Source organism: Kibdelosporangium aridum (assembly GCF_900176515.1).
Taxonomy (GTDB): Bacteria; Actinomycetota; Actinomycetes; order Mycobacteriales; family Pseudonocardiaceae; genus Kibdelosporangium; species Kibdelosporangium aridum.
This window is the reverse complement of record NZ_FWXV01000001.1, coordinates 1,571,000-1,590,462: the sequence shown is the minus strand read 5'-3', so window position 1 is coordinate 1,590,462 and position 19,463 is coordinate 1,571,000. Positions and strand designations below refer to the sequence as shown.

Genomic DNA, 19,463 nt, shown 5'->3' with positions numbered 1-19,463 from the left:
ACCGCTACCTGTTGTCCGGTACCGACGCCTTGCGGACGAAGTCGGCCGCGATCTGCCGCAGCTTGGTGTTGGTGTCCTGCGAGTAGGCGATCAACCGCTCGATCGCCGCGTCGTCGCTGATCTTGAGTGTGGCCATCAGAATGCCCTTGGCCTGCTCGATCACCGCCCGCGAGCGCATGGCCGTCTCCAGGTGGTCGGCCATCTCCCTGACTTGCTGGTACCGGCGGACAGTGCGCAACCCGAACGTCACCACGACCACGTACAGGTCGAGCAGTTTGGAGTCCGCCTCGGCGAACCCGTGGTCACCGAACCCGAACAGGTTGATCGCCCCGGTCAGGTGGTCATCGATACGCAGTGGCGCGGCCAGATAACTGCTGACGCCGACCTGCTTGGCGCTGGCCGCGAACTCCGGCCACAGTTCACTGGCGTTGTCCAGCGACAACCGAACCGTCTCCGCTGTCGCCGCAGCACGCAAACTGGGTCCGTCACTTGCCGTGTACTGCGCCCGGTCGACTTCAAGCGCCCGCTCATCGGTGTACGCGGCCGTGCGCGGCCCTCTGCCGTCGATCGCGGTGATGCTCGCCATGTCGGCACCAGGCACCACACGAACTGCCTCAACGCACACCGCATGGAGTACTTCCGCGATGTCGGACGCGGTCTCCAGGGTCTTGGTCAGCGCTGCCATCGCCGATCGGACGTCATCGAGCAATTCAGCAACGCGGGCGTCACCCACCACTCAGCCAGCTCCATCTTCCCGCTTCCACGCCGCAAGCGGGAAAGCAGCCCACCAAAGGCCAACATCAACGCCGGCCGCTGACTGCTCAACGAAGCCGAAGTCACCTTACCCTGCATACGCGGGCAGCTGATCATCAGTCCGTCAGCGGGCGTGGGCGTGGAGGTGCTCAAGCGCGTCCCGCAGGACAGTGCGGTTGTGCCATTCGAGCCACGTGGCGACCTCGGTCGCGGCGTGATCGAGCCTCGCACACTGCAACTTGGTCGGCACCAGACCCGACTGGGCGTGATACGTGGTCACGACACCCATCAGCTGGTTCTCGTCTGTGCACAACGGCGTGCTCTGGACGGCCTGGATGCCCGCGTTGAGCAGCACGTCCCGGCAGGCAAGGTCCGTCTCGGCCGCCACATCCGCGATGACGGCCCGCGCCGTCACGCTCGAAGCCGGTTCCTCGGCGCCGACGAGATAATCGGTCAGCGCAGGTGACGTCTTCGATGACAGTTCCAGCCGCAGTACGCCCGCGGGCTCGTCTACCAGGTGGAGAGCGGCTGCCGTGCTTTGCATGTAGTACGAGGCGGCATCGACCAACGCCTTCAGCACGGCGCTGCGGTTGCGGATCTGATCGCGTCGCAGCTGGGCGAACGACAGCGATGGCGCCGGGCGCCGGGTCCGGCCGGGAAACCAGGTCGTCCCCTGTGGCGCTGGTGTGCCGAGCACTGCTTTCGCCAGCGTGTACAGGCCGAGATTGTGCCGCTGGGCGCTGCCGTTCAACACATCGAAGGCCGATTCGCCATCCGGCAGGTGGTAGCGCTCCTGGATGATTCCCACCGCGTGCGCCACCACTGGCCGGGTGCGCACCGCGGCGCGGAGCCCGGAAATCTCCTGCCGCAGTTCGGTCATTTCGCCCGCCGAGTTCTCCGGCGGCGATTCAACGTGGTGTTCCTCCACTTCACCCGGCCCCTTACACGCCGCCATCGCCAACGGCAGGCTGTCGTACCGGAAAGGCACATCCACAGCGCGCCGCACGTGGGCGTTCGACGCGACAACCAGCAACCGACGTCCGGCGCGGGACAATCGGGCAGCGTGCTCGATCAGCGTTCGGACCCCGGGGCCACCGATCGACCCGACCATGTCGAGGTCCGCCACGACATAGCGAGCGTCGACGGGTATCCGGGTGCGCAGGTGGTGGTCGACGGTACGACTGCCGTCCGCGTCGATGTCACCGCGGACATGCAGGACAACCGCCATCACATCGGACCGCCACTCGGTCGTGATCCGCGGATTTGACGTACTTGCGATGGATTGCCCTTGACCGGCCATTGCGGCTCCTCAGCGCACAACACCTGGAAAGAGCCGCTCTGTTGGACCCCGCGATAACGCCACCGTAATGGATTGAGTGCGCCGATGCAGATCGCGCCCGTTTTGCGGGTCGGACAGTGGATATGCCTTGATGTAGAGGGAGTTGCATGTCGGCGCGGGGCGGAGGTAACGGGGTGGTGGACGGTGGACGCCATCGGCGACTCTTGCGGCAGGTCACCGAGCGGGCCCAGCGCCGCGGTTTTCCTGGCTGGGCCGGTCTGGTGTGCGATGTCGCGGTCACCGAGCTGGCCGTCGACGCCGCGGCGATCACCCTGCGAACCTCGGCGCGGGCGCAAGAACTGGCCGCGGCCAGCGGCCAGTGTGCGCGGCGACTCGAGGAAATCCAGTACACCGTCGGGGTCGGCCCCGGCGTGGAGGCCTTCGACATGGGCAGCCCGGTACTGATGGCCGATCTGGCCGAAGCTCACCAGCGTTGGCCAGGTTTCGAGGACGCTGCCGTGGCCGACGGCGTGTCGGCGGTGTTCGCGTTCCCCCTCCTCGGCGGAGCCGTCCAGGTGGGGGTCCTTGACCTCTATCGACGCCGGCCGGGGGAATTGTCGGCCGATCAACTCGCCGACGCGGCCGTCCTCGCCGACCTCGCCACCACCGCCCTGCTGACCGACGCCGCACCGCACGCGACGGCCGGACGGACATGGGACGACCTTCCCGGCCACTACGACGACGTGAACGTGGCCACCGGGGTTCTGGCCGCTGAGCTCCAAATCAGCGTCGAGAACGCGTTCCTGCGGCTACGGGCGCACGCGTTCAGCACCGGCCAAGCAGTGCTGGACGTTGCCCACGCAGTGCTCAGCCACCAGTTCGACGTCGACGCCTTCCAGGATTGATCGCCAGGACTGATTGCTGTCGGTCCATGCCGGCTGAACCGGTTACCCGTGCCGGCGAGCGGCAACCGGTCATCCGGTACCCGGACTGACCCACCAGCTCATCAACGGTCCGATTTGGACATAACTCGCCAAACTCCTACGTGGAGTACCCGGTCCGTCCGGGTTCACACCAACGGTGGTGCGTGCACGGAGAGTAGTAGTACTGGTCGCGGGGTTTACCTACTACTTCTTCGGAAACTTCCGTCTGCGTGGGACTGGACATCAAAGCGGTCCTCTTCGACCGCGACGGCACGCTGATCAAAGACGTGCCCTACAACGGCGATCCCGAGCGGGTGGTGCCGGTTCCTACTGCTGCACACGCCCTGGAGATGTTGCGTACCAGGGGAATTCGGACCGGTGTGGTCACCAACCAGTCCGGTGTGGCACGCAAGCTCATCACACCGGAGCAGGTCAGCCGGGTGAACGCTCGAGTCGAGCAACTGCTTGGCACATTCGACACCTGGCAAGTTTGTCCACACGGTTCTGACGACGGGTGTCCGTGCCGGAAACCCGCACCAGGCATGGTTTTCGCCGCATGCGCCGCGCTCGGTCTCACGACGGACCAAGTGGTCGTGATCGGTGACATCGAGAGCGACATGGCAGCGGCGCGCACCGCGGGCGCGCGGGCGGTGCTCGTGCCCACCGAAGTCACACGCGTCGAGGAAATCGAGCGCGCCGAAGTCACCGCGTCCGATTTGCAGGCGGCAGTCGAGTGGGCATTGTGGAGCGGAAGCCGTCATGACTGAGCGAATCCTCGTGGTGCGATTGGACAGTGACGGAGACGTGCTCGCGAGTGGACCGGCGATCCGCGCGGCTGCGGCAGGACGGGACGGCGATCCCGCGGATGTTGTCCTCCTTTGTGGACCGTCAGGTCGACAGGCCGCTGAGCTGCTCCCCCATGTCCAACGAGTGATCGAGTGGTCATGCCCGTGGATCGTTGCTTCGCCGCCCGAGGTGTCGTCGGCCGACATCCAGGCGTTAGTGCACAGGCTCGCCGGTGAACGGTTCGACGTGGGACTCGTCCTGACATCCTTTCATCAGTCACCGTTGCCCACCGCGTTGCTGCTGCGGCTGGCCGGCGTACCGGAGATCGCGGCGATTTCCGCGGACTACCCGGGATCGCTGCTGGATCACCGGCTCCGGCCGGGCGAGGACATGGACGACGACCAGCCCGAGCCGCTCCGGGCGCTGCAGGTGGCGGCCAGGGCCGGGTTCGCCCTCCCACCCGGAGACGACGGCGCCCTACGCGTGACATCGCCACCGGATCCGGGCGACATAACGGGCGAAGAGCCCTATGTGGTCATGCATCCCGGTGCGTCGGTGCCAGCCAGGACGTGGTCTCCCCACCGTTGCGCCAGCGCGGTCACCGCTCTGCGGCAGGACGGGCATCGCGTTGTGGTGACCGGAAGCCCGAGTGAACGGGAGCTCACCTCGTACGTCGCGGGCGCCGACGGCGTTGATCTCGGTGGCCGGACGCCGTATCCGGTACTCGCCGGAGTCCTTGCCCACGCGGAGGCGGTCGTCGTCGGCAACACCGGACCGGCCCATCTGGCCGCGTCGGTCGGCACGCCAGTGGTGTCGCTGTTCGCCCCCGTGGTCCCTGCCCGCAGATGGGCGCCGTTCGGCGTCCCGGTCCGGCTGCTGGGCAACCAGGACGCGGCATGCGCGGGCAGCCGCGCCACACGATGTCCCATCGTCGGACATCCGTGCTTGAACTCCGTCACGGCACGCGACGTCGTCGCGGCTGTGAACAGCTTGGTACGGGAGCCTCGATGCTGAATGTGCTGGTCTGGCATGTGCATGGGGCGTGGACGACTTCGTTCGTCCACGGCCGGCACAGGTACTTGCTACCCATGGGTTGCTGGGGCGGTGGACGGATGGGCCGCGACTGGCCGCAGAACGCTGTCGAGATCCCGGCCGACCGCGTCCGCCAGGAGCCGGTTGACGTCGTCGTGCTCCAGCAACCGGATCAGATCGAGCTCGCCGACCGGCTGCTGGGCGGCCGACGGGTGCCGATGATCTATGTGGAGCACAACACGCCCAAGGGAAACGTGCCGTGCACCCGGCACCCGATCGCCGAGCGGGACGACATCCGGCTCGTGCACGTCACCCACTTCAACGACCTGATGTGGGACTCCGGCCGGGCACCGACCACGGTGATCGAGCACGGCATCGTGGATCCCGGGGAACGCTACACCGGTGAACTGGCACGGGCCGGTGTCGTGATCAACGAACCGGTCCGCCGGGGCCGGGTCACCGGTACCGATTTGCTGCCCGCGTTCGCCGCGACCGTGCCGTTGGACATCTTCGGGATGGGCCTTGACGGCCTGGACGACCGCGGCGGGCGAATTCAGCCGCACGGTGACCTGCCGACCCAGCGGCTGCACGACGAACTCGCCAAGCGGCGGGTGTACCTCCACACGATGCGATGGACTTCGCTCGGCCTCTCCCTGATCGAGGCCATGCACCTCGGCATGCCGATCGTCGCACTGGCGACGACGGAGGCTTTACGCGCCGTACCACCGGATGCCGGGCTCATTTCGACCGATGTGGACGAATTGACCGACGGGTTGGAATGGCTCGTACGCGAGCCGGAGTCGGCACGCCGGATCGGCAAACAAGCCCGGCAGTACGCGTTGGCGAACTACGGGCTGACCAAGTTCCTGCGCGACTGGGACGAGCTACTGTTGGAGGTGAGTTCATGAGGATCGCGATGGTCTCCGAACACGCGAGCCCGCTCGCGGCGCTGGGCGAAGTGGACGCCGGGGGGCAGAACCTGCACGTCGCCGAGCTTTCCGCGGCGCTGTGCCGAAACGGTCACGAGGTCACTGTCTTCACCCGCCGGGACGCGACGGACCTGCCTGCCGAGGTAGTCACCCCGCAGGGTTACCGCGTGGTGCACATCGACGCGGGACCTGCGCGCAGCGTGCCGAAGGACGATCTGCTGCCGCACATGGGAAAGTTCGCCACGAACCTGCGCGGGCACCTGCGCGCGTCGTCGACCGACGTCGTGCACGCACATTTCTGGATGTCGGGCCTGGCGTCATTGCTGGCCGCTCGCGACCTCGATCTCCCGGTGGTACAGACATTCCACGCGCTGGGCACGGTGAAGCGGCGTTACCAAGGCTCAGCGGACACCAGCCCGCCCGAACGGATCACCATCGAGCGGATGATCGGCCAACAGGCCGCCAAGGTCGTCGCGACGTGCACCGACGAGCGGTACGAGCTGATCAGGATGGGCGTACCGCGATCCCAGATCGCCGTCGTGCCATGCGGTGTCGACCTCGACCAGTTCACACCTACCGGGCGCAAAGCGAAGCGTCGTCACAAGCGGCGGATCGTGACTGTGGGCCGGTTGGTGCCCCGCAAGGGGTTCGAAACGGTGATCGCCGCACTGGCGCTGCTGCCGCAGACCGAGCTGGTGATCGCGGGCGGGCCCGAGAAGAACAAGCTTGCTGACTACCCGGAAGCACAAGCGCTGCAAGCGAAAGCCCAACAGCTGGGCGTGGGCGACCGGGTCCAGCTGGCCGGGCAGGTCGCTCGGCAGAAGATGCCCCAGCTGTTGCGATCGGCGGACGCGGTCGTCTGTGTGCCGTGGTACGAACCGTTCGGGATCGTTCCGCTGGAAGCCATGGCGTGCGGCGTCCCGGTGGTGGCCGCGGCCGTCGGCGGCCTGACTGACACCATTGTGGACGGTGTCACCGGGATACACGTTCCCGCGCGTAATCCGATCGCGTTGGCGAACGCGTTGATGCCGTTGCTCGAGGACAACGTGCTCAACGAGACCTTTGGCATGGCAGGCAGGGATCGCGTGGTCGCCCGCTACTCGTGGGACCGGATCGCGTGGGACACCGTGCGCGCCTACGAAAGCTCGGTCGGTCTGCCGCAGTCTGTCGACCTGGTGAAGGAGGGATCGTGAACCCGGTCCACAACCACGTCAACGCGTTGAGCGAGACACTGTCCGCGCTTCGCAGCCAGGCCAACACATTGCTGCGTTGGGGACGGGTGATGGCCGACCGGCTGCCCGGCGGGGCCCGGCTGCTCGCCGCGGGCAACGGCGGATCCGCCGCCGAGGCCCAGCACCTGACGGCCGAACTGGTCGGCCGCTACGACCTGGATCGTCGCCCGTTCTCTGCGATCGCCCTGTGCGCCGAGAGTTCCAGTGTCACGGCGATCAGCAACGACTACGGCTACGAAGAGGTTTTCGCCCGTCAGGTCGTCGCCCACGGTCAACCGCAGGACATCCTCGTGCTGTTGTCCACTTCGGGCAGGAGCGAGAACCTGTTGCGGGCAGCCAAGGCGGGCACGCGCCAGGGCATGACTGTCTGGGCGATGACCGGGGCACACGCCAACCCGTTGGCCGACCTCGCCGACGAGGCGCTTCTCTTGCCAGGACGTACATGCACCGTGCAGGAGGCCCAGTTGATCGCGGTGCACACGCTGTGTGAGGCGTTCGAGGCAGCCCTTCCCCAACCGTCCGGTGTGAACGTCGAGCGGAGGGCGTCATGAGCCTGGTCGTGGTCGGTGACACGTTGCTCGACATCGATCTGCTCGGTTCCGCCACACGGTTGTGCCCGGACGCGCCGGTTCCCGTGCTCGACTTGGAGAACGAGGTCGTCCGGCCTGGCGGCGCCGGACTGGCTGCCGCTTTGGCCGCGGCCGACGGGCTGGACGTCACGCTGGTCACCGCGATCGCCGACGACGCCGACGGTGACCGGCTGCGCAAAGTACTGGGTGACTTGCCGTTCGTGGCCGGGCCGAGCTGGGCGGCCACACCAGTCAAGACCAGGCTGCGGGCGGCGGGCCAGTCGCTGATGCGTGTTGATCGCGGCGGGCGCGGCGATCCTGTCGTCACCGACGAGATGCTGGACGCTGTCCGGACTGCCGACGCGATCCTCGTGTCCGACTACGGCAGAGGCCTCGCCCGCGACGAGCGGCTGCGTGCTCTGCTCGGCCGGATCGCCAGGCGGACACCGATCGTGTGGGACCCCCATCCCCGTGGGCCGGAACCGATCCTGGGCGCGCGAATGGTCACCCCGAACAGCGGGGAAGCGCGTGCGGCCAGCGGTTCGAACGACCCTACCGAGGCCGCCGAACTGCTGCGGGCTCGCTGGCAGGCCGAGGCCGTCGCAGTCACGATGGGTGCGCGTGGGGCGGTCCTGGCGTGCGGACGTGACCTGGTCACGGTTCCCACGCCACGAGTGCAGGTTGCTGATCCCTGTGGCGCCGGTGACTGCTTCGCCGCGACGGTCGCGGTGCGGCTGATGTCCGGTGCCAGCAGCGAAGTCGCCGTGTGGTCCGGTGTGGACGCGGCAAGCAGGTTCCTGGCCGCTGGTGGAGCGGCGGCGTTTGACAAGCACACGCTACGACAAGGAGAGCGTTCATGAGCACGGTCCTGATCACCGGTGGAGCGTCCGGTCTGGGAGCAGCCGTGGCCTCGGCCGTGATGGCCGACGGCGGCCAGGCCATCGTGCTGGACAAGGCGTCACCGTCGACTCACGTCACAGACTTCCTGCCAGTGGACCTCTCGGACAGCGCTGCCGCTGAAGCCGCCACTGTCGAAGCCGCGCAACGGCATGGCGGCTTGGACGCAGTCGTGACGGCTGCGGGCATCGACAGCTGCGGCACGTTGACCGATGTGACCACAGCAGACTGGGAACGGGTCGTCCAAGTCAACCTGCTCGGCACAGTGGCCGTGATCCGTGCCGCGCTGCCTTATCTGGAGCAGTCCGGTGGCCGGGTGGTGACTGTGGCGTCCACATTGGGCCTGCGGGCGTTGCCCGAAGCCACGGCGTACTGCGCGTCGAAGTTCGGCATTGTCGGCTTCACCCGCGCACTGGCCGCCGAGACCGCGGGGAAAGTCGGAGTAACGCTCCTGGTGCCCGGCGGGATGCAGACCAACTTCTTCGACGGCCGTGACGAGAAGTACAAGCCCGCGGACATGTCCCAGCTCAATCCGCCGGGGAACGTGGCGGCGACGGTCCTGTTCGCGCTGAAGCAGCCCGTCGGCTGCGAAATCCGGGAACTGGTCACCTGCGCCTCCGGCGAGCCGTCATGGCCGTGACGGCATCCCATTCCCAGCTTGCCCGCATCGTGGCCGCGCACCGGCGGGCAGGACGGCGGATCGTGTTCACCAACGGCTGTTTCGACGTCCTGCACCGCGGCCACGTCTCGTATCTCGAGCAGGCGAAACGGTTGGGTGACGTGTTGATCGTGGCGGTCAACGACGACCGGAGTGTCCGCCGCCTCAAAGGTCCCGATCGGCCGGTCAACACGGCCGACGACCGCGCGGCGGTGCTCGCGGCGCTGGAATGCGTGGACCACGTGACCCAGTTCAGCGAGGACACCCCGCTGGCGTTGATCTCGTTGCTGAGGCCGGATGTGTACGCCAAAGGCGGCGACTACACGCCGGAGACGCTGCCGGAGACGCCAGTCGTGCACTCGTTCGGCGGTGCGGTGCACGTCCTGGACTACGTCTCCGACCAGTCGACCTCCGCCGTGATCGACCGCATCCGCTCCGGCACTACCGCTTGAACACCGACCGGATCGCGTCCCTGGCGCGGTCCATGATCGCCAACGGCGGGCCCAGCAGGAGGTTCGCCGCGGGGCTCTCCACGCCGGGGTGCGGCCGGGTCGGTGCGATCATCTCTGCTGCCCGGACCGCACCGGCCATCGAACGCAGCCTGTCCTCGTCATGAGCCTTGCGCAGCAACGGGAATTCTTCTCGTTCCTCGTGTCCCGCATGCGCAAGGACGTCCGCTTTCAGCTCGGCGAAAAGGATGTCGAAGCCTTCCGCGTCCGGACCCATGTCGTACAACGTCGACAGCAACTGCTTCGCGCGGTGCTCCTCTCCGACGCGGGCGTCCACCACGACATCGCCGCCGGCGATGTTCCGGACCTCGGGGTGCACCACTTCCTCTTCGGCTGTTTCGTGCACCGCGAGCAGCCGGACGAGATCGTGGAAAGCGTCCTTGCGCTCCTGTCCCGTCGCGCCCTCGACGATCCCGAACAGTGTCCGGATTTCGACGTGCTGGCGCTCCAGCAACGCGATGACGTTCTCGTCTTGTCGCCTGTCAGTCATGGGCCTCCTTCAACTCGGTTCCCAGAGAGGGACTACCCACCCTGGGCCTGCTCTCACATCACCCGCGGCTCTGGCAGTCCGATGTGGACGACCTTGGTGGTGGTGAACTCGTCGAGCAGTTCCGGCCCGTACCCGAAGCCGGTCCCGCTGGCTCCCCTTGGCTGCGCCGCGCCGCCCGGCGCTCCGCCGAACACGGCGTTGATCTTCACCGTCCCGACGTGCAGCTCGCGCCAAGCCTGCTGCGCGTGCTGCATCGAACCGGTCAGCACGGTGGCCGCGAGCCCGTATTCGCCGCTCATGGCCAGTGACAGTCCCTCGTTGAAGTCACTCACCACGGTGACTGGCGCGACTGGTCCGAAGGTCTCCTCGGTCATCACACGCATGTCGGGCGTGCACCCGCTCAGCACGGTCGCCGGGTAGTACGCACCCGGGCCGTCGGGGATCGCTCCCCCGATCAGCAACTCGCCGCCACGGTCCACGGCGTCACGCACGTGGGCATGGACGTGCTCGCGCTGACGTCGGTCCACCAACGGCGCGATGTCGCATCGTTTCTTCGCCTCATCGACCAGAGCGCCAAGGAACGGAGTGGCAATGGCCTGATGAACGTAGATCCGTTCGACCGAAGTACAGATCTGGCCGCAGTTGGCGAAAGCGCCCAACGCGGCCTGTGCCGCGGCCCACTCCGGATCGACGTCCGCGTCGACCAGAAGTGGATCGTTGCCACCGTTTTCCAGCAGCACCTTGGCTCCTGGCCGGACCGACTGCGCGATCGAGCGGCCGGTCGCCGTTGATCCGACGTGTGCGACCACGTCGATGTGTTCGTCGCGCACCAGGGCGGCGCCGACCTCGCCGTCGCCCACCAGCGTGATCAGCACGTCCGGTGGCAGGTGCCGCTGCAGGATCTCGTCCAGCAGCAAGCCGGTCTGCGGCGCTCGTTCGCTCGGTTTGTGGATCACGACATTGCCCGTCACCAGGGCCGCGCCCAGCAGGCCGCACGACACTGCCACGGGGTCGTTCCACGGGGTCAGTGCGACCACGACGCCACGCGGCTCCGGCACCATCAGGTCAGTCGAAGACCACTCGCCCCGCAAGCTGCGGCCTCTGTGGACCGGCCCGAGTTCCGCGTACTGTGTCAGCGTTGCCGCACCGGCCAGCACACCTTCCTCTGCCTCGGCGCACACCCGGCCTGTCTCCGCTTCGTTCAGCACAGCCAATTCGCCCGCACGTTCCCGAAGCTCCGCCGCGGCCGCGTGCAGCCGCTCGGCCCGGGCCGCCGCTGGCGTTCTGGCCCATTCGCGCGCCACCCGGCGCGCCCGCAGCACGCTGCCGGTTGCTTCCTGCGACGTGGCGATCGGCAAGGTGCCGATGACGTCGCCGTGTATCGGGCTGACGATCTGCATCGATCGAGGTGACACGAGGACATCAGTCATAGCCGGTGGATACCCGCTCCAAGCCAGGTCACGCTGCGGTTAGTTCCCGCAGGGCGTGCCTGGCAGGCAGCACCATTCCCGCCAGGCCGAACGAGTACGTGTCCCGGAGGCGATCGCTGATGACGTCCAGTGCTTCGCGCGTCTCGGCGAGGACAGACTCGAACTCCGCCCGAGAGCCTTGCCCCTCTGCCCGCAGCCGCACCACGCTGGCCATCCGGTCCAGCAACGTGGCGAATGCTTCGCGGGACGGCCGGTCCGGGGCATCGAACGGATCTACCCGGCCAGTTGTGGTGCGCAGTGTCTGTGCGATTTCCGCGATGTGCGGCCAGGCGTCGCGCAACCCGCACAGGATCGCCCGGCGTTCGTCGTACGGAGTCCGGAAAACGAACACCGACTGACGCAGGTTCAGCCGCCGGCTTTCCCGATTCAGCTCGATCGAGTGCTCGGCCTGGCGAACCAGGACCAGCGCGCTACTGGCCCGGCTCGCCCAATTGTCCGCCTGGTCGGACGAGAGGTCGCCACGCAGCGCTTCGGCCATCTCCTCCAGCAGCTCGGCCATGTCCGACGCGAGCCGCCTGGTCGCCTGTTGCGCACGGGCGCCGTACACCGGCGGGAACACCAGTGCGTTCACCGCGAGGCCGATCGAGACACCGAGCACAGTCTCGATCAGACGGTCGACCAGAAGTGCGCTCTGCGTAACGGTTCCCCACGTGATGAGTAGCAGGGCGGTGATTCCGATCCACGGCCCGCTGTCACCGAACCAGCGCCCTTGGCCGATGAGCAGACCGGTGAGTACCGCTATCGCCATACCCAGCACCTGCCAGGGCACGACCGCATCGACCACTGCCGCGAGCGACACCGCGACACCCACCGCGGCGACCTGCTGGCCTGCGGAGCGCAACGAGCGATAGACCGTCGCTTCCACGATGAACACCGCCGCCCACGGCGCCAAAAACGGTTGTGGCAGTTCAAACAATTCCGCTGCGGCCAGCCAGGCCAACACGGCGGCCAACGCTGCCTTGACCGCTTGGGCGAGGGCGGCCCGCTCCGGCCCCGCGCCGCGTACGGCACGGTTGAACCACTTCAGCGGCGCGAGCGCGAACCGACTCCAGACATGATCAGTCATCCGGGTCCGAATACCCGTTTGATCACCGCCAAATCAGGGTCCTTCGGCTCGTTTGCCCGTATTCACCCAGGGTAGCCGGACGCTAAGGGGCACATCACCGAGGGAGACTGTCATGGCCCAGGTAGAGCACTCAGTACGGACGCCCATCCAGAAGGCCTCGCTGATTGTCGGCGTGGTGTTCCTGCTGGTCGGAATCGCAGGCTTCATCCCCGGCGTGACAACCAACTACGACTTGCTCGAGTTCGCAGGCCACCAGTCCGGCGCCATGCTGCTCGGCGTGTTCAACGTGTCGATCCTGCACAACCTCGTGCACCTGGCCTTCGGCATCGCCGGGGTGGCCATGGCACGGACAGCCGGCGGCGCCCGCGCGTTCCTGATCGGCGGCGGGGCCGTGTACCTCGTCCTGTGGATCTACGGCTTGCTGATCGACTCGACCAGTGACGCCAACTTCGTGCCGGTCAACGACGCGGACAACTGGCTGCACCTGGTGCTGGCGATCGGGATGATCGGGCTTGGGGTCGCGCTGGGCCGTGGCTTGGCCCGAACCCGCAGGCCGTAAGCCTCCGCCATACGTCGGCCCGGTGCCTCTGCTCTGGTGAGGCACCGGGCCGGCTTTCAGTTGCCGGTGTCGGGTTTTCCGGTGGCGATCAGCCGGAAGCCCGCCGCCTTGACCTTTTCGGCGGGCAGCAGATCGCGGCAGTCGACGACCACTGGATGCCGGACCTGCCCGGCCATCTGGGTCCAGTCCAAAGCCGCGAACTCAGGCCACTCAGTCAGCACCACGATCGCCGAGGCGTCCCGCGCGGCCCGCTGCGGCGTGTCCACCACCCGGACGGGGCCCGGCGACGCCCCTTCGGGTACACACGGGTCGTATCCGGTCAGCTCGGCGCCCTCGGCCGCCAGCAACTGCGCCACAGCCAAAGCCGGGGAGTCACGCAGGTCGTCGGTGCCCGCCTTGAAAGTGAGTCCCAGTACACCGATCCGCACACCGCTGAGTGAACCGCCGACCGCCTCACGGACTTTGCCCGCAACCCGGCGCACCTGGTGGGTGTTCGTGTCGATGGCGGCGCGCAGCAACGGAAAATCAACGTCCAGCTTGTCTGATGTGGACAACAAGGCCTTGGTGTCCTTCGGCAGGCACGATCCGCCCCAGCCCGGTCCCGGGTCGAGGAACGCGGCGCCGATCCGCTCGTCCAGCCGCATCCCCTCGGTGACGTCATCGATGTCCGCGCCCGCCTGTTCGCACAGCTCGGCCAGCGTGTTCACGTAGGAAAGTTTCATCGCCAGGAAACAGTTGCTGGCGTACTTCACCAGCTCCGCGCTGGCGCTGTCGGTGATCACAGCGGGCGCGTCGGTTCCGGCGTACAGCGCGAGGACCCGCAAGGCGGACGCCTCATCTTCCGAGCCGACGACAATGCGCTGTGGGTGCAGGAAGTCCTCCACCGCATGTCCTTCACGCAAGAACTCCGGATTGGCGACCACCGTCACATCCGGTCGCTCCAGCAACTTCGTCACGCGCATCGTCGTACCCACCGGGACAGTGGACTTGATCACCACGACGCAACCAGCCGGCAGGCGTTCCCGTGTTCGCGTGAGTACGTCCACCACGGCGCTCAGGTCGGCCGCGCCGCTTTCACCGGTCGGGGTGGGCACGGCAAGGAACAGGAAGTCCACATCGGACAAGTTCGCCGGGACGCCGACCACGAACCGCAGCCGTCCCTCGCGCAGGCCTTCTTCGACGAGCTCGGCCAGGCGCGGCTCATGCTGGTCCACTTCGGCCTTCGACAGGGCCGCCACCCGCTGCGGGTCGACGTCCGCGCAGGTCACCTGGTGCCCCAGGCGTGCGAAGCAGGCCGCAGTGGTCAATCCGACATAGCCCGCGCCCATGACTGCTATCCGACGTGCTGCCACGGTCCACCTCCTTGCGTTCGCAGCTCAGCCACGGCGGCGAGCACCTCAGCCACCGAGATCTCCATCAGCCCGGGATCGGGCTGGTCGGCGAATGTGTCGCCGTGTCGTCCGTGCCACAAGGCTTTGTGCGGTCCGGCGCGCGGTCCCCACCAAGCAGGTGGGACGGGGCCGAAGAGCACGACCGACGGGGTCCTGTACGCCGTCGCGACATGCGCCACGCCCGTGTCGCCGCAGATCACCATTCGCGCGTTGGCGACGAGGTCCAACAGGCCACTTAGGTCGCCGCCGATCCGCGTCGGCACGCCCTGCGCGACGGCCTCAACCCGTTCCGCCTCAGCCGCGCTGCCGGTCACCACCACGTCTGGGCCAAGCACCCGGACCAGTTGCGCGAAGCGTCGTGCTGGCCACAGCCGGGCGCCGTGGCTGGCACCGGGGTGTATCACGATCGGTCCGCTGTGGTCGGTCGCACCCAGTCGCAGGTCGTCTGGGTCCGCGGGGATGCCGTGGCGTTCCACCAACCGGCACCAGCGGTCCACCTCATGCTGGTCAACAACCCATGTGTCATGCGTGACAAGGCGTTTGGGCTGCAGAGCCCGCAACAACTCGGTGCTTTGCGGCCCGCGGCCGTGCAGGTTGACCGCGAGGTCCGGGGCAGGTCCTGGCCAGTTGATCGGCACCAGGCCCTCGGTCGGCAGCAGGCGGTCGACCGCTTCGATCCGATCCACCACATCGGACAGCCACGCAGGAGCCGCCAGTGTCAGGGTCGCAGAGGGGTAGGCCTGCCGCAGCGCGCGCAGCGCGGGAACGGCGGTGAGCAGATCGCCCATTCCCAGCGCTCGCAGCACCAAGATATTCATGCTCTGCGCACCCGCAGCTCGCCGCGCAGCCGATGGGCGCATGCCGCGGGTGGGATGGCCACACTGGTGATCACCATGCGCGCCACCTCGTCCAGCGTCGCGGGTCCGGGCGCGATCCGCTGATAGGCGAAGTGCGCGGTAAGCCCGGCCCACGCCGTGCCAGCCAGTAGTGCGGCCTTGCGCCACCCGATCAGTCCGAACAGGACAGAGGCGGCGGCGGCCGTGGTCGTGGCCGAGTGCCACCGCAAGCGGCCAGGGTGTCCGCCGATCTTGGCCCGCCAGCCGGGTCCCAGCAGTCTGCGCATCAGTGCGTCGTCGGCGTTTCCCCGTTGCGCCCGCACACTCGCGAAGAAGTCCGACTCGCGGACCGGGTGCAGGGTCTCCCGCGCACCGGTCACGATCTTGTACCCAGCCGCCTGCACACGCAGCGCCAACTCGGCGTCCTCGCGGTACGCGCGCGGGAATCGTTCGTCGAAGCCGCCGGTCTGCTCCAGCACGGTCCGCCGGTAGGCCATGTCCGCGGTGATCCACAAGCTGGTCATCAGACCGGCCGTGCCGCGCTCCCAGTCGGTTGGCTTGCGGTCGCCGGGCAGCGGCACCGTGATCCGCGCCTGGGTGCCGGCCACTTCCGCTGGCAGCTCACCCAGATCCTTGACCAGCCTGTCCTTCCAGTCGGACGGCGGTTCCACGTCGTCGTCCAGGAACGCAATCCATTCCGAACTCGCCGCCCGCCACCCGGCGTTGCGGGCCGCCGCAGGCCCTTTGCCGCCTGTCCGCACCACCCGCGCGGCGTCCGGTGTGGACAGCGGTGCCCCAGGATCGGGCCTGTCGTCCACGACGATGACCTCCCGTGGCGGCACGCCCTCACCTTCGGTGATGACGTTCAGCACGACATTCAGGCTTTTGCGGCCCGTCGTGGGGATTACGACGGTGTAGTCGGTGTAGTCGGCGTAGTCGGCACTCATGCCGCCAGCCCCGATCGGCGCACGACGTACGGGCCGATCGCCAGCAGGTCCACCGGCGCGGACCCGAAACACTCCAGCGCGTCCCGTGGATCGTCCACCATCGGCCTTCCGGCGGTGTTCAGGCTGGTGTTGACCACGACAGGCAAGCCGGTCAGCCGGTCGAACTCGGCCAGCACCCGAGCCACCAGCGGCTCACGTGCCGGGTCGACAGTCTGCACACGGGCCGTTCCGTCGACATGCACGACAGCTGGGATGCGGTCCTTCCATTCCGGACGGACATCGTGCACGAAAAGCATGTACGGGCTGGGTATCGGGCCGCGGTCGAACATCTCGGCGGCCCGGTCGGCCAGCACCATGGGCGCGATGGGCCGGAACTGCTCGCGGCCCTTGACCTCGTTGAGCCGCTGGAGGTTCTCCGCGAAGCCGGGATTGGCCAGCAGCGAACGCCGGCCAAGCGCGCGCGGCCCGTACTCGCTGCGGCCCTGGAACCACGCCACCACCTGATCATCGGCCAATGCCTTGGCGACCTCCACGGCCACGTCATCCGGTTCGCTGTAGCGGATCTTGGCCCGGTCCAGGTAGCCGCGGATCTCCTCGTCGGTCCACTCGCGGCCCAAGTCCGCGCCCGGCATCGCCACCGCGGGCTCATTGGCCTCCGCCACGACATGCAGCGCCGCGCCCAGCGCGGTCCCCGCGTCACCGGCGGCGGGCTGAACCCACACGTCCTCGAACGGGCCTTCGGCGAAGATCCGGGTATTCGCCACGCAGTTCAGCGCCACGCCACCGGCCATGGTCAGCCGCCGCTGGCCGGTCCGTTCGTGCAGCCAACGCACCAGGTCCAGCAAGACTTCCTCGACCCGGACCTGGACGCTCGCGGCCAGCTCGGCGTGTTCCTGGGTCATCTCACCGTCGGCCGAACGACGTTTGGCCAAAGTCGTCCAGTCGATCGGGTTCACCACGAAGCCGCCGTCCTCGGTGGCGTAGAACTGCTCGCGCATCAAGTCGAGGTGGACGGGCTTGGCATAGGAAGCCAACGCCATCACCTTGTACTCGTCGCTGGACCGCAGGAACCCCAGGTGTTCGGTCAGTTCCTCGTACATCAGGCCGATCGAGTGCGGCAGGCGTTGCGTGGCGAACGTCTCCAGCCGGTGACCGCGATAGCTCCCAGCGAGGTGCGACGCGCACTCGCCACGGCCGTCGGAGACCAGCACGGCGCAATCTCCGTCGAAGGGTGCGGCCAGGCCGGTGGATCCGGCGTGTGCGACGTGGTGCGGGACGAACCGGACGATGTCCGGATCCAGCCCAGGCAGGGCGTTCGCCAGGAAGTACGGCGCCCGCCTGGCGTACTGCGTGCGCAGGTCCTCCCACCGCTCATCGAGTCCTTGTTGCCCTGGCTCCACCAGGTTCGGGTCGTACGAGTAGGCGACCGCGTCCAGGTCGCCAGGTTCGAGACCGGCCCGTTTCAGGCACCAACGGGCCGCTTGTTCGGGCAGCTCCCACGCCGAGAACGGCACCGGCCGTTTGCCGTGCTTGCGCCGCGAGAACCGTTCTTCTTCGGCCGCCGCGACGATTTCGCCGTCCACCACGAGTGCTGCCGCAGGATCGTGGAAGATCGCGTTGATACCCAGAACGCGCACCGTTCGCCTCTTTCGTGTTCTCGTTCACTCCGCTAGCTGACGAGCAGCGGCGAACCCGCCATCGCCCGCAGGCCGTCGTGCAGGGAAATCTCCGGGTGCCAGCCCAGAAGGCGTTGTGCCAGCCCGATATCCGGGCAGCGTCGCTGTGGATCGTCCGTCATCGGCGCCACGTGACGGATGCGTGACCGGCTGCCGGTCACCTCGATCACCCTGGTCGCCACGTCCAGCACGGTGACCTCTTCGGGGTTGCCGAGGTTCACCGGACCGGTGTGCTCGGATTCGGCCATGGCCAGCAGGCCACGGACCAGGTCGTCCACATAGCACAGTGACCGGGTCTGGCTGCCGTCCCCGTGCACCGTCAAGTCCTCACCGGCCAGTGCCTGCCGGAAGAAGGTGGGGATCATCCGCCCGTCACCGGACCGCATCCGAGGTCCGTAGGTGTTGAAGATGCGGACAATCCCGGTGCGTGCCGCGTGTTCACGGTGAAAGGCCGCGGTCAACGCCTCACCGAACCGCTTGGCTTCGTCGTAGACACTGCGTGGCCCGATCGGATTGACGTTGCCCCAGTAGGATTCGGTCTGCGGATGCTCGAGCGGGTCGCCGTAGACCTCACTCGTCGAAGCCACCACAAACCTGGATTGCTTGCGCAGAGCCAGTTCCAGCGCATGCAGCGTGCCGAACCCACCGGAACGCATCGTCTGCACCGGTGCCCGCAGGTAGTCCGCAGGCGACGCCGGGCAGGCGAGGTGGAGTACCAGGCCGACATCACCTGGAACGTCGAAAGGCTCGCTGACGTCGTCCGGCCGCAGCTCGAACGCCGGGTCGTCGAGCAGTTCACGAAGGTTGTCCGGTGTGCTGGTGCGGAAGTCGTCGACACACACCACCCGGGTGCCGCGCCGGACCAGCTCGGCGCAGACATGCGAACCGAGGAACCCGGCACCACCAGTCACGACCGCACGATCGAAAGCCATGTCCTGGAGCTACCCGAGATTCGGGGGTGTATTCCGTCAGCCCGCGGTTGTGGTGATTTCCCGGGGAATGTAGGCCGCCAACCGCACGGCCAAGCCGTCGTCATCGTTACGGCCGCGCAGGACAGGCGGGACTGATCGCTGTTCACCGGGCGCACTGCGGGCAAACCGGGCCACAGCTCGTGGCGGCGGCAGAACGTCGTTGTCCAGGAAGGACAGAATGAGCAGATCGTCACCGGAGTCGATCTCGGCGGCAGTGGCCCACCCGTGCTCCTCGTGCCAGATCAGCGCGACATCACGGCCGGGGTACAACGGAAAGTGACCATCCAGCGCGATGTACGCGTTGACCGGCGGTTCCAGTTGGACGAACCAGCTGTCGCCGGTCAGTCCGAGCTCGTCAGCGACCGCCTTGATGTAGCCGTACAGACCGTATGCTGCTGGAGAATCGTATTCGAGATCCATTGCGTCACGCCGCCTTCGCCCCCGCGTGCCGCCACGCGGTGATTCGTGCG

21 protein-coding genes are annotated in these 19,463 nt (G+C 67.5%); 10 read left to right on the top strand and 11 right to left on the bottom strand.

All coding sequences use genetic code 11. The features are described 5' to 3' along the window. Positions 1-4 precede the first annotated feature (4 nt). Positions 5-733 (bottom strand): GAF and ANTAR domain-containing protein, encoded by a 729-nt coding sequence (locus tag B9C43_RS06670; protein WP_327221810.1) that lies wholly within the window; start codon positions 731-733, stop codon positions 5-7. 144 nt (positions 734-877) lie between these two features. Next, a complete protein-coding gene (locus tag B9C43_RS06665) occupies positions 878-2,053 on the bottom strand; it encodes an ANTAR domain-containing protein (protein ID WP_084425103.1) in 1,176 nt (391 codons plus the stop codon). A 146-nt stretch (positions 2,054-2,199) separates the two neighbouring features. On the opposite strand from B9C43_RS06665, the gene B9C43_RS06660 reads away from it, so the two are divergent. From B9C43_RS06660 to rfaE2, 9 genes are all read left to right on the top strand, one after another. Next, positions 2,200-2,937, top strand: a complete 738-nt coding sequence (locus B9C43_RS06660) for a GAF and ANTAR domain-containing protein (RefSeq protein WP_084425102.1) — start codon at positions 2,200-2,202, stop codon at positions 2,935-2,937. A 248-nt stretch (positions 2,938-3,185) separates the two neighbouring features. After that, on the top strand, positions 3,186-3,722 hold the full coding sequence (locus tag B9C43_RS06655; protein ID WP_084425101.1) for a D-glycero-alpha-D-manno-heptose-1,7-bisphosphate 7-phosphatase: 537 nt from the start codon (positions 3,186-3,188) through the stop codon (positions 3,720-3,722). Next, complete coding sequence (locus tag B9C43_RS06650) at positions 3,715-4,755, top strand: glycosyltransferase family 9 protein (RefSeq protein WP_084425100.1); 1,041 nt, start codon at positions 3,715-3,717, stop codon at positions 4,753-4,755. Before B9C43_RS06655 ends, B9C43_RS06650 begins: the two co-directional genes overlap by 8 nt. Next, positions 4,752-5,681: a glycosyltransferase gene (locus B9C43_RS06645; protein WP_084425623.1), complete on the top strand. Its 930-nt coding sequence runs from the start codon at positions 4,752-4,754 to the stop codon at positions 5,679-5,681. The genes B9C43_RS06650 and B9C43_RS06645 overlap by 4 nt, the downstream gene beginning before the upstream one ends. Then, complete coding sequence (locus tag B9C43_RS06640) at positions 5,678-6,895, top strand: glycosyltransferase (RefSeq protein WP_084425099.1); 1,218 nt, start codon at positions 5,678-5,680, stop codon at positions 6,893-6,895. Before B9C43_RS06645 ends, B9C43_RS06640 begins: the two co-directional genes overlap by 4 nt. Beyond that, positions 6,892-7,485 carry a D-sedoheptulose-7-phosphate isomerase gene (locus B9C43_RS06635; protein ID WP_084425098.1) on the top strand — a complete coding sequence of 198 codons (594 nt, stop codon included), beginning with the start codon at positions 6,892-6,894 and terminating at the stop codon, positions 7,483-7,485. Before B9C43_RS06640 ends, B9C43_RS06635 begins: the two co-directional genes overlap by 4 nt. Further along, positions 7,482-8,363: a bifunctional heptose 7-phosphate kinase/heptose 1-phosphate adenyltransferase gene (locus B9C43_RS06630; protein ID WP_084425097.1), complete on the top strand. Its 882-nt coding sequence runs from the start codon at positions 7,482-7,484 to the stop codon at positions 8,361-8,363. The genes B9C43_RS06635 and B9C43_RS06630 overlap by 4 nt, the downstream gene beginning before the upstream one ends. Beyond that, positions 8,360-9,040, top strand: a complete 681-nt coding sequence (locus B9C43_RS06625) for an SDR family oxidoreductase (RefSeq protein ID WP_084425096.1) — start codon at positions 8,360-8,362, stop codon at positions 9,038-9,040. Before B9C43_RS06630 ends, B9C43_RS06625 begins: the two co-directional genes overlap by 4 nt. Further along, positions 9,031-9,510 carry a D-glycero-beta-D-manno-heptose 1-phosphate adenylyltransferase gene (rfaE2, locus tag B9C43_RS06620; protein WP_051896718.1) on the top strand — a complete coding sequence of 160 codons (480 nt, stop codon included), beginning with the start codon at positions 9,031-9,033 and terminating at the stop codon, positions 9,508-9,510. Before B9C43_RS06625 ends, rfaE2 begins: the two co-directional genes overlap by 10 nt. On the opposite strand, the gene B9C43_RS06615 is transcribed toward rfaE2, so the two are convergent. From B9C43_RS06615 to B9C43_RS06605, 3 genes are read right to left on the bottom strand one after another with little or no spacing between them, the layout of a single operon-like run. Beyond that, positions 9,500-10,057: a hemerythrin domain-containing protein gene (locus B9C43_RS06615; protein ID WP_084425095.1), complete on the bottom strand. Its 558-nt coding sequence runs from the start codon at positions 10,055-10,057 to the stop codon at positions 9,500-9,502. The genes rfaE2 and B9C43_RS06615 overlap by 11 nt on opposite strands. Before the next feature lie 53 nt (positions 10,058-10,110). Beyond that, the gene (locus B9C43_RS06610) at positions 10,111-11,487 is read right to left on the bottom strand and encodes an aldehyde dehydrogenase family protein (RefSeq protein WP_084425094.1); all 1,377 of its coding nucleotides are present in this window, start codon (positions 11,485-11,487) and stop codon (positions 10,111-10,113) included. 28 nt (positions 11,488-11,515) lie between these two features. Continuing rightward, on the bottom strand, positions 11,516-12,613 hold the full coding sequence (locus B9C43_RS06605) for an FUSC family protein (protein ID WP_084425093.1): 1,098 nt from the start codon (positions 12,611-12,613) through the stop codon (positions 11,516-11,518). Positions 12,614-12,725: 112 nt separating this feature from the next. On the opposite strand from B9C43_RS06605, the gene B9C43_RS06600 reads away from it, so the two are divergent. Beyond that, positions 12,726-13,172: a DUF4383 domain-containing protein gene (locus B9C43_RS06600; RefSeq protein ID WP_084425092.1), complete on the top strand. Its 447-nt coding sequence runs from the start codon at positions 12,726-12,728 to the stop codon at positions 13,170-13,172. Between the two features lie 56 nt (positions 13,173-13,228). On the opposite strand, the gene B9C43_RS06595 is transcribed toward B9C43_RS06600, so the two are convergent. The 6 genes from B9C43_RS06595 to B9C43_RS06570 are packed head-to-tail and all read right to left on the bottom strand — an operon-like array spanning position 13,229 to position 19,413. Beyond that, positions 13,229-14,524 (bottom strand): UDP-glucose dehydrogenase family protein, encoded by a 1,296-nt coding sequence (locus B9C43_RS06595; RefSeq protein WP_143446158.1) that lies wholly within the window; start codon positions 14,522-14,524, stop codon positions 13,229-13,231. Beyond that, positions 14,506-15,381 (bottom strand): glycosyltransferase family 9 protein, encoded by an 876-nt coding sequence (locus B9C43_RS06590; protein ID WP_084425090.1) that lies wholly within the window; start codon positions 15,379-15,381, stop codon positions 14,506-14,508. Before B9C43_RS06590 ends, B9C43_RS06595 begins: the two co-directional genes overlap by 19 nt. Next, positions 15,378-16,346: a glycosyltransferase family 2 protein gene (locus tag B9C43_RS06585; RefSeq protein WP_084425089.1), complete on the bottom strand. Its 969-nt coding sequence runs from the start codon at positions 16,344-16,346 to the stop codon at positions 15,378-15,380. The genes B9C43_RS06590 and B9C43_RS06585 overlap by 4 nt, the downstream gene beginning before the upstream one ends. Beyond that, on the bottom strand, positions 16,343-17,983 hold the full coding sequence (locus tag B9C43_RS06580) for a carbamoyltransferase family protein (RefSeq protein WP_084425088.1): 1,641 nt from the start codon (positions 17,981-17,983) through the stop codon (positions 16,343-16,345). Before B9C43_RS06580 ends, B9C43_RS06585 begins: the two co-directional genes overlap by 4 nt. Positions 17,984-18,015: 32 nt before the next feature. Beyond that, entirely contained in the window at positions 18,016-18,954 is a 939-nt protein-coding gene (locus B9C43_RS06575) for an NAD-dependent epimerase/dehydratase family protein (RefSeq protein WP_084425087.1), read from the bottom strand. 36 nt (positions 18,955-18,990) lie between these two features. Then, positions 18,991-19,413 carry a DUF6292 family protein gene (locus B9C43_RS06570; RefSeq protein WP_084425086.1) on the bottom strand — a complete coding sequence of 141 codons (423 nt, stop codon included), beginning with the start codon at positions 19,411-19,413 and terminating at the stop codon, positions 18,991-18,993. Positions 19,414-19,463: the final 50 nt, after the last annotated feature.